Source organism: Burkholderia sp. Se-20378, from assembly GCF_017104665.1.
In the GTDB taxonomy this organism is placed as follows: Bacteria; Pseudomonadota; Gammaproteobacteria; order Burkholderiales; family Burkholderiaceae; genus Burkholderia; species Burkholderia lata.
The window spans coordinates 1-9356 of record NZ_JAAGPG010000336.1 but is presented as its reverse complement, the minus strand read 5'-3'; the positions used below and the strand labels follow the sequence as shown (position 1 = coordinate 9356).

Annotated in this window: 8 protein-coding genes; 2 read left to right on the top strand and 6 right to left on the bottom strand. The window is 66.8% G+C overall.

Going from position 1 to position 9356, the window contains the following annotated elements:
• Together G3N93_RS27210 and proC are read left to right on the top strand one after the other, a co-directional pair.
• Positions 1-231, top strand: a 231-nt coding sequence (locus tag G3N93_RS27210; RefSeq protein WP_206134353.1) for an alanine racemase, incomplete at its 5' end; no start/stop codon positions are given.
• A gap of 51 nt (positions 232-282) precedes the next feature.
• Positions 283-1095, top strand: a complete 813-nt coding sequence (gene proC / locus G3N93_RS27205; RefSeq protein WP_206122458.1) for a pyrroline-5-carboxylate reductase — start codon at positions 283-285, stop codon at positions 1093-1095.
• Between the two features lie 162 nt (positions 1096-1257).
• Here proC and ubiA read toward each other — a convergent pair whose 3' ends face one another.
• From ubiA to recG, 6 genes are all read right to left on the bottom strand, one after another.
• The gene (gene ubiA / locus G3N93_RS27200; RefSeq protein ID WP_174939253.1) at positions 1258-2121 is read right to left on the bottom strand and encodes a 4-hydroxybenzoate octaprenyltransferase; all 864 of its coding nucleotides are present in this window, start codon (positions 2119-2121) and stop codon (positions 1258-1260) included.
• Between the two features lie 275 nt (positions 2122-2396).
• Positions 2397-2885: a Dps family protein gene (locus tag G3N93_RS27195; protein ID WP_174939250.1), complete on the bottom strand. Its 489-nt coding sequence runs from the start codon at positions 2883-2885 to the stop codon at positions 2397-2399.
• A gap of 135 nt (positions 2886-3020) precedes the next feature.
• Complete coding sequence (locus tag G3N93_RS42095; RefSeq protein WP_277396575.1) at positions 3021-3146, bottom strand: hypothetical protein; 126 nt, start codon at positions 3144-3146, stop codon at positions 3021-3023.
• A 119-nt stretch (positions 3147-3265) separates the two neighbouring features.
• Positions 3266-5452 carry a catalase/peroxidase HPI gene (gene katG / locus G3N93_RS27190; RefSeq protein ID WP_174984115.1) on the bottom strand — a complete coding sequence of 729 codons (2187 nt, stop codon included), beginning with the start codon at positions 5450-5452 and terminating at the stop codon, positions 3266-3268.
• Positions 5453-6095: 643 nt separating this feature from the next.
• On the bottom strand, positions 6096-7055 hold the full coding sequence (locus G3N93_RS27185; RefSeq protein WP_011351000.1) for a hydrogen peroxide-inducible genes activator: 960 nt from the start codon (positions 7053-7055) through the stop codon (positions 6096-6098).
• A 125-nt stretch (positions 7056-7180) separates the two neighbouring features.
• The coding region (recG, locus tag G3N93_RS27180; protein ID WP_206134352.1) for an ATP-dependent DNA helicase RecG at positions 7181-9356 on the bottom strand (2176 nt) is incomplete at its 5' end.

Genomic DNA, 9356 nt, shown 5'->3' with positions numbered 1-9356 from the left:
CTGCGGCTGCGCGGCCTGATGGCGATTCCCGAACCGGCCGGCGACACCGAAGCGCAACGCGCGCCGCATCGTGCGCTGCGCGCACTGTTCGACACGTTGCGCGCCGACGGCCTGCCGCTCGACACGTTGTCGATGGGCATGTCCGCCGATCTCGACGCGGCCGTGCTCGAAGGCGCGACGATCGTACGCGTCGGCACCGCGATCTTCGGCGCGCGCGATTACTCGCACTGAACGTCGCACTCTTTCCGCCCTACCGTTCACTCACTCGCTCATTCGGACATCATGAAAATCGCATTCATCGGCGGCGGCAACATGGCCGCGGCCCTGATCGGCGGCCTGATCAAGCGCGGCGTCGCCGCTGACGGCCTGTATGCCATCGACGTCAACGAAGAGGTCCGCGCGCGCGCCGCCCAGCAGTTCGGCGTACGCACCGGCGCGGCCGTCGACGCGACGCTCGCCGACTACGACGCGGTCGTGCTCGCGGTGAAGCCGCAGGTGCTGAAGGACGTCGCGCAGGCGCTCGCGCCGCACCTGAAGTCGCAGCTCGTGATCAGCATCGCGGCCGGCATCCGCGGCAGCGATCTCGCGCGCTGGCTCGGCGACTACGCACGCGTCGTGCGCACGATGCCGAACACGCCCGCGCTCGTCGGCATGGGCGTGACGGGCCTCGCCGCGCTGCCGGGCGTCGACGCGGCAGGCCGCGAACTCGCGTCGAACGTGCTCGGCGCGGTCGGCGAGATCGTGTGGTTCGACGACGAGTCGAAGCTCGACGCCGTCACCGCGATCTCGGGCAGCGGCCCGGCCTATGTGTTCTATTTCATCGAAGCGCTGCAGGAAGCCGCGCGCCAGCTCGGCATGAACGACGAACAGGGCCGCGCACTCGCGGTCGCGACGTTCACCGGCGCCGCGCAACTCGCCGCGCAATCGGGCGAGCCGGCGAGCGTGCTGCGCGAGCGCGTGACGTCGAAGGGCGGCACGACGGCCGCCGCGCTCGCGTCGTTCGATGCGCAAGGCGTGAAGGATGCGATCGTGCGTGGTGCGCTTGCAGCCGAAGCACGCGCGAAGGAAATGGGCGACGAGCTCGGCCGCGCGTAAGCGCGTCTGCGGCGCCAACCCGGCGCCTGCTGTGCTGGACGTGCCGGGCGCCCCACCCCGTCACGCTGATTTGCACGAACAACAAAAAAGCGGCCCAGGCCGCTTTTTTGTTCTTGCCGAATTCCGCACGGCATACCGCCTGCGGCGGACAGATCGCGAAACTCAGCTCCCTGCCAGCAGGTAATGCACGGCGATCCCGGCGAACAGCACGCCGCCCAGCCAGTTGTTGTGGCGGAACGCCGCGAAGCACGGCATCCGCTCGCGGTCCTTGATCAGCGTGTAGTGATACAGCGCGCAGCCGACCGCCGCCGCCCAGCCGGCCCAGTACGCGAGGCCGAAACCGAGCGTCACGCCGATCCACACGTAGATGCCGAGCGTCACCGCATAGCACAGCATCACGGCCGCGACGTCGAAACGACCGAACGTCAGCGCGGACGTGCGGATCCCGATCTTGATGTCGTCGTCGCGATCGACCATCGCATATTCGGTGTCGTACGCGACCGACCAGAAAATGTTCGCGGCCAGCATCACCCACGCGATCGTCGGCACCGTGTCCTGCACGGCCGCGAACGCCATCGGGATGCCGAAGCCGAACGCGATGCCGAGATACGCCTGCGGAATCGCGAAGAAGCGCTTCATGAACGGATACGAGCCCGCGACGAACAGCGCGACGACGGACAACTGCTTCGTCAGCGTGTTGAGCGGCAAGATCAGCAGGAACGAGATGAATGCGAGCCCGACCGCGATCGCGACGGCTTCCCACGCGCGGATCTTGCCCGACGTCAGCGGCCGGTCAGCCGTGCGCTTCACGTGGCGGTCGAAATCGCGATCGGCGTAGTCGTTCATCGCGCAGCCGGCCGAACGCATCAGCAGCGTGCCGAGCGAGAAGATCACGAGCAGCGGCCAGCGCGGGTGGCCGTCGGACGCAATCCACAATGCGTTGAGCGTCGGCCACAGCAGCAACAGGCTGCCGATCGGCTTGTCCATCCGGACGAGCCGCAGATACAAGGGAAAGCGGGCAAGCATGGCGAAGCACCGGAAAGATAACCCCGGCATTTTAGAGCCGAGCGGTGCTTCGCGTCATGTCGGCGCGACCCGCGGGCGGTAGCGGCCGGACGCCAGCGCGCTGCCCGTGCCCGCTGCACATGGCCAAGCCGCGCCGCGCATCAATCAAGGGACAGAGCTCGCGCACATGCGGATCCGTCCGGCGCACGGGCCTGGGCTCGATCCAATGCGTGCGGATCAATCAGGGCCAGAGCTAGTGTGCGCAGGCTTCAACCAGCCTGCCGCGCGTTGCACGCCTACGCGAGCAGCGACCGCAGCATCCACGCGGTTTTTTCGTGAATCTGCAGGCGCTGCGTCAGCAGATCGGCGGTCGGCTCGTCGCTCGCCGCATCGGCAAGCGGAAAGACCGCACGCGCGGTACGCACGACGGCCTCGTGCCCTTCGACGAGCTGGCGGATCATGTCTTCGGCCGCCGGCACGCCTTTCGCCTCCGGCACCGACGACAGTTTCGCGAAATCGCCGAAGGTGCCCGGCGCGACGACGCCGAGCGTACGAATGCGTTCGGCAACCGAATCGACCGCGAGCCAGAGTTCGTTGTACTGCTCCTGGAACATCAGGTGCAGCGTGTTGAACATCGGGCCCGTGACGTTCCAGTGGAAATTGTGGGTCTTCAGGTACAGCGTGAACGTATCGGCGAGCAGGCGCGACAGGCCTTCCGCGATCTTCTTGCGGTCCTTGTCGCCGATGCCGATGTTGATCTGGGCGGCGTGAGTCTTCCTGGACATGTTCCGGACTCCTTATTCAATGAACCAGAGCAATGAAAACGAATCGGGTTACCTGCCTATTGATACCGCACTACCGATACCGCGCTACCCGCATACACGGCCCGCCACTTATGCGTGGCGCGCGAAACACCGCGCTCAGGCGATCGCGTGCAGCGCCTGCGACACCAGTTCGGCCGCACCGCCGATGACGATAGCGGATCCGACTACGTACCGCGCGATCTCGCCCGGCGTCGCCAGTGCAGCGCGCATGTTCTGCATCATTTGCGTCATGATCGTCACTCCTTCAACAAGACTCAGGGTCAGGAAGAAACGGCCGGTCGGACGACCGGCCGTTTCCCGTTACTGCACTACTGCTTCACCGCACTAATACGCGGCGACGCTTACGCGAGGTCGAAGCGGTCGAGGTTCATCACCTTGTTCCAGGCCGCGACGAAGTCGTGCGCGAACTTCTCCTTCGCATCCGCGCTGCCGTACACCTCGGCCAACGCACGCAGTTGCGCGTGCGAGCCGAAGATCAGGTCGACGCGCGAGCCCGTCCACTTGACCTGGCCCGTCGCACGATCGCGCCCTTCGAACACGTCGTTCGCGGCCGACACCGGCTTCCATTCCGTGCCCATGTCCAGCAGGTTCACGAAGAAGTCGTTCGTCAGCGCTTCCGGACGGTCGGTGAACACGCCCTGCTTCGCATCGCCGGCGTTCGCACCGAGCACACGCAGGCCACCGACGAGCGCCGTCATCTCGGGCGCGGTCAGCGTCAGCAGTTGCGCCTTGTCGACCAGCAGCGCCTCGGCCGGGGTCTGGTACGCGTGCTTCAGGAAGTTGCGGAAACCGTCCGCGACCGGCTCGAGCACGGCCATCGCTTCGATATCGGTCTCTTCCTGCGTTGCATCCGCACGGCCCGGTGCGAACGGCACCGTCACCGCAACGCCCGCGTTCTTCGCTGCCTGCTCGACACCGGCCGCACCGGCCAGCACGATCAGGTCGGCGAGCGACACCTTCTTGCCACCCGTCTGCGCGTCGTTGAACGCCTTCTGCACGCCTTCGAGCGTCGCGAGCACCTTCGCGAGTTCAGCCGGACGGTTCACTTCCCAGTCTTTCTGCGGCGCCAGGCGAATCCGCGCACCGTTCGCACCGCCGCGCTTGTCCGACCCGCGGAACGTCGCAGCCGACGCCCATGCGGTCGACACGAGCTGCGCCACCGACAGGCCCGAGGCGAGCACCTTCGCTTTCAGCGCCGCGACGTCGGCGTCGTCGATCAGCTTGTGGTCGACGGCCGGAATCGGGTCCTGCCACAGCAGATGCTCGGCCGGCACGTCCGGGCCGAGATAGCGGGCACGCGGGCCCATGTCGCGGTGCGTGAGCTTGAACCAGGCGCGCGCGAACGCGTCAGCGAACTCGGCCGGGTTCTCGTAGAAGCGGCGCGAAATCTTCTCGTAGGCCGGATCGAAACGCAGCGACAGGTCGGTCGTCAGCATCGTCGGGCGATGCTTCTTCGATGCGTCGAATGCATCCGGAATCACGTCGCCTGCGTCCTTCGCGACCCACTGGTGCGCGCCGGCCGGGCTCTTCGTGAGCTCCCACTCGTAGCTGAACAGGTGCTTGAAGAAGTCGTTGCTCCACTGCGTCGGCGTCGACGTCCACGTGACTTCGAGGCCGCTCGTGATGGCATCCTTGCCCTTGCCCGTGCCGAACGTGCTCTTCCAGCCGAGACCCTGCTGCTCGAGGCCCGCGGCTTCCGGCTCGGCGCCGACATTCGACGCCGGACCGGCGCCGTGCGTCTTGCCGAACGTGTGGCCGCCCGCGATCAGCGCGACCGTCTCTTCGTCGTTCATCGCCATGCGCGCGAACGTCTCGCGGATGTCATGCGCGGCGGCGACCGGGTCGGGGTTGCCGTCCGGGCCTTCCGGGTTCACGTAGATGAGGCCCATCTGCACCGCGGCGAGCGGGCTTTCGAGATCGCGCTTGCCCGAATAGCGGCTGTTCGGGCCGCCGCTCAGTTCCAGCCAGATCTTTTCCGAACCCCAGTACACGTCGTCCGGTTCCCACGTATCGACGCGGCCGCCGGCATAGCCGAAGGTCTTGAAGCCCATCGATTCGAGTGCGACGTTGCCGGTCAGGATCAGCAGGTCGGCCCACGAGATGTTGCGGCCGTACTTCTGCTTGATCGGCCACAGCAGGCGGCGCGCCTTGTCGAGGCTCACGTTGTCCGGCCAGCTGTTGAGCGGCGCGAAGCGCTGCTGCCCGCCGCCCGCGCCGCCACGGCCGTCGGCCGTGCGGTACGTGCCGGCGCTGTGCCAGGCCATGCGGACGAACAGGCCGCCGTAGTGGCCGAAGTCGGCCGGCCACCAGTCCTGCGACGCCGTCATCAGCGCATGCAGGTCCTTCTTCACCGCCGCAAGATCCAGCTTCTTGAACGCTTCGGCGTAGTCGAAATCCTTGTCCATCGGATCGGACAGCGCCGAATGCCGGTGCAGGATGTTCAGGTTAAGCTGATTCGGCCACCAGTCCTTGTTCGTCGTGCCGCCACCAGCGGTGTGGTTGAACGGGCACTTCGTTTCGTTCGACATGCGATTTCTCCTTGGCTTGCTCGTATGACTCCACTCGTTCGCTCCGGCGGCATGCCGGGTGCGGTGGGTGGAGTGTCATTGCGGGGATGGGAAACGGAACAGGTTGGTCCTCCTGTCGTACTACGGGATGTCGTGCGAGACCTGTGGCGCGCGCGCCCGCTGCGATGTGCGGCAGGCGGGACGCTCGGGGAACCGGCTGCCGGCAGGCGTCGTGCCGGCGCTGCGGGCGGTATTCCAGCTTTCGGACATGCGATGCTCCCTCAGGGCTTGACGGCGGGTGAATCGGGGGAACACTGAACCGGCGCGCGGCGGCGTTCAGCCACCATACACACGGTCCGCCAGGTACGCGAACGCAATCGGACGCAGGCTGCGAACCGCCGCCCTGGCGCGATGTACGACCGCGTCGCGCGACGGGATGTTCCGCTGCGCGTGCTGCAATACCGACCGCATCATGACATCCTCCTTTGGCGCTTGCATTCAACATGCGGACCCGTCGTCGACACGACGCCGATCCATGTAGAAGATTCTATATTCACCTATCGTTTATTTGAATTTGATTAATTTCATCTATGCGATAGAGAAAAATAAACGGGGTCGCAAGACCCCGTTCATCGTGTTGCCACACGCGCATGCCGCTGCGTGCTCAGTTCATCGTCGCCGGCATGTCCAGCTTCGCGACGCCCGGCAGTTCACACGCGGCAATCGCGTCGCTGATCGCGTCGATCGCGGGCATCCGAGTAAAGCTCTTGCGCCACACGAGCACCACGCGGCGATCGGGCACCGGTTCGTTGAAGGGCACGTACGACAGCAGTTCGGCATCCGGGCCGTTCGCGCGCGGGCCGACTTCGGCGACCGACATGCGCGGCAGCACCGTGATGCCGACACCGCTCGCAACCATGTGACGGATCGTCTCGAGCGACGAGCCCTCGAAGGTCTTCTGGATGCCGTCGGCCGTCTGCGAGAAGCGCATCAGCTCCGGGCACACGCCGAGCACGTGATCGCGGAAGCAGTGGCCGTTGCCGAGCAGCAGCATGGTTTCCTGCTTCAGATCCTCGGCGTCGATTTCCTCGCGCTTTTCCCACGGATGGCCGGCCGGCAGCGCGACGACGAACGGTTCGTCGTACAGCGGGCGCACCATCAGGCCGGTTTCCGGAAACGGCAGCGCCATGATCGCGGCGTCGATCTCGCCCTGCTTCAGCAGTTCGAGCAGCTTCAGCGTGTAGTTTTCCTGCAGCATCAGCGGCATCTGCGGGACGCGCTGGATCATCTGCTTGACGAGCGTCGGCAGCAGATAGGGCCCGATCGTGTAGATCACGCCAAGGCGGAACGGGCCGACCAGCGGGTCCTTGCCCTGCTTCGCGATCTCCTTGATCGCGAAGGTCTGCTCGAGCACGCGCTGCGCCTGCGTGACGATCTGGTCACCGATCGGCGTCACGCTCACTTCGCTCGCACCGCGTTCGAAAATCTGCACGTTGAGCTCGTCTTCGAGCTTCTTGATCGCCACCGACAGCGTCGGCTGGCTCACGAAGCATGCTTCGGCCGCGCGGCCGAAATGCCGTTCGCGCGCGACCGCGACGATGTATTTCAATTCAGTCAGCGTCATTGTGGGTCAATCAGAGATATACAAGCGATAGGTTTAATTTATACACCCTGTGACACCGGTTCGCCAAGTTTCTCTGCATCGGAATGCTTCAAACGGCGGTTTTAAATCCGGCCCCGACCCGCGAATCAGGCCTTCAGATACTGCTCCCGCGCGCCGAGCCAGCGCGCGAGATGCTGCGTGACGATCTCGGGATACGCGGCAATCAGCCGCGTCGCGGCCTCGCGGGCCGGATCGATCAGCCAGCCGTCGGTCTCCAGGTTCGCGAAGCGCAGCATCGCCGCGCCCGACTGGCGGGCGCCGAGGAATTCGCCGGGGCCGCGGATCTCGAGGTCGCGCCGTGCGATCTCGAAGCCGTCGGTCGTCTCGCGCATCGTCTTCAGCCGCTCGCGGCCGGTGAGCGACAGCGGCCCCGTGTACAGCAGCACGCACACCGACGCGGCGGTGCCGCGCCCGACCCGGCCGCGCAACTGGTGCAGCTGCGCGAGGCCGAAGCGCTCCGCGTGCTCGATCACCATTAGTGACGCGTTCGGCACGTCGACGCCGACCTCGATCACGGTCGTCGCGACGAGCAGCTGCACGTCGTTGCGCGTGAACGCTTCCATCACGGCCGCCTTGTCGGCCGGCGACAGCCGGCCGTGCACCAGCCCGACCTTCAGCTCCGGGAGCGCGGTGGCCAGCGTCTCGTAGGTCTCGACGGCCGTCTGCAACTGCAGCGTCTCGCTCTCCTCGATCAGCGGGCACACCCAGTACACCTGGCGCCCGGTCAGCGCGGCCTCGCGCACGCGGGCAATCACCTCCTCGCGCCGCGCATCGCCGACAAGGCGTGTCAGCACGGGCGTGCGGCCCGGCGGCAGCTCGTCGATCGTCGAGACTTCGAGATCGGCGTAATACGTCATCGCGAGCGTGCGCGGAATCGGCGTGGCCGACATCATCAACTGGTGCGGCTGGAAGTCGCGCGCGCCGTTGGCCGCATTCGCGGCCTTCGCGCGCAGCGCGAGCCGCTGCTCGACGCCGAAGCGATGCTGCTCGTCGACGATCACGAGGCCGAGCCGCGCGAATTCGACCGTGTCCTGGATGATCGCGTGCGTGCCGATCACGAGCTGCGCGGTGCCGAGCGCGGCCGCCTCGATCGCCGCGCGCTTCTCCTTCGCCTTCAGGCTGCCCGCGAGCCACGCGACCGTGACGCCGAGCGGCTCGAGCCACGCACGCAGCTTGCGCGCGTGCTGTTCCGCGAGGATTTCGGTGGGCGCCATCAGCGCGGCCTGGTAGCCGGCGTCGATCGCCTGCGTGGCGGCCAGCGCCGCGACGACCGTCTTGCCGCTGCCGACGTCGCCCTGCAGCAGGCGCTGCATCGGGTGCGCGAGGGTTAGATCGTTCGCGATTTCGTCGACGACGCGCGCCTGCGCGCCCGTCAGCGTGAACGGCAGCGCGCCATAGAGCCGCGTCGTCAGTGAATCGGCATCGGTCGCGGTGCGGCGCGGCATCGCGGGCGCCGCGCGTGTGCGGCGCTCCTCGTGCGCGCGCTTGAGCGACAGCTGCTGCGCGAGCAGTTCCTCGAACTTGATGCGCGTCCACGCCGGATGCGAACCGTCCATCAGCGCGGCTTCGTCGGAATCGACGCGCGGGTGGTGCAGGATGCGCACCGCCTGCTCGAGCGTCGGCACGTCGAGCGGCAACAGGTAGTCGCGCTGGATCTCGGGCGGCAGCAGCTCGGGCAGCGGCGTGCGCTCGACCGCATTCTCGATCGCCTTGCGCAGATAGGCCTGCGACACGCCGGCCGTACTCGGATAAACGGGCGTGAGCACCTGCGGCAGCGGCGCATCGGCTTCGACGGCGCGCACCGCCGGATGCACCATCTCCATCCCGAAGAAACCGCCGCGCACGTCGCCGCGCACGCGCAGGCGCTGGCCGACGGCCATCTGCTTGACCTGCGAGCCGTAGAAATTCAGGAAGCGCAGCACGAGGTGCTCGCCGTCGTCGTCCTGGATCTTCACGACCAGCTGGCGGCGCGGCCGGTACGCGACCTCGTTGTCGAACACGACGCCTTCGGTTTGTGCGATGCCGCCCGGCAGCAGCTCGCCGATCGGCGTGAGCGTGGTTTCGTCCTCGTAGCGCATCGGCAGATGCAGAACGAGATCGATCGAGCGCGTGAGGCCGAGCTTCGCGAGCGTGTCGCCGGTCTTCACGGGTTTATCGGCGGCCGGCTTCTTCTTGCGCTTCGCGCCGGCCGCACCCGCTGCGTCGCTCGCGGCGTCATCGGCATCGGGCGCGGCGGCGGCCGGCTGCGCGAGCCTGCCGTCG

What these genes read in the sequence shown, in the direction of transcription:
- G3N93_RS42095 (WP_277396575.1), bottom strand. Translation starts at nt 3,146, where the DNA reads ATGATGCAGAACATGCGCGCTGCACTGGCGACGCCGGGCGAGATCGCG.
- G3N93_RS27195 (WP_174939250.1), bottom strand. Translation starts at nt 2,885, where the DNA reads ATGTCCAGGAAGACTCACGCCGCCCAGATCAACATCGGCATCGGCGAC.
- G3N93_RS27185 (WP_011351000.1), bottom strand. Translation starts at nt 7,055, where the DNA reads ATGACGCTGACTGAATTGAAATACATCGTCGCGGTCGCGCGCGAACGG.
- ubiA (WP_174939253.1), bottom strand. Translation starts at nt 2,121, where the DNA reads ATGCTTGCCCGCTTTCCCTTGTATCTGCGGCTCGTCCGGATGGACAAG.
- proC (WP_206122458.1), top strand. Translation starts at nt 283, where the DNA reads ATGAAAATCGCATTCATCGGCGGCGGCAACATGGCCGCGGCCCTGATC.
- katG (WP_174984115.1), bottom strand. Translation starts at nt 5,452, where the DNA reads ATGTCGAACGAAACGAAGTGCCCGTTCAACCACACCGCTGGTGGCGGC.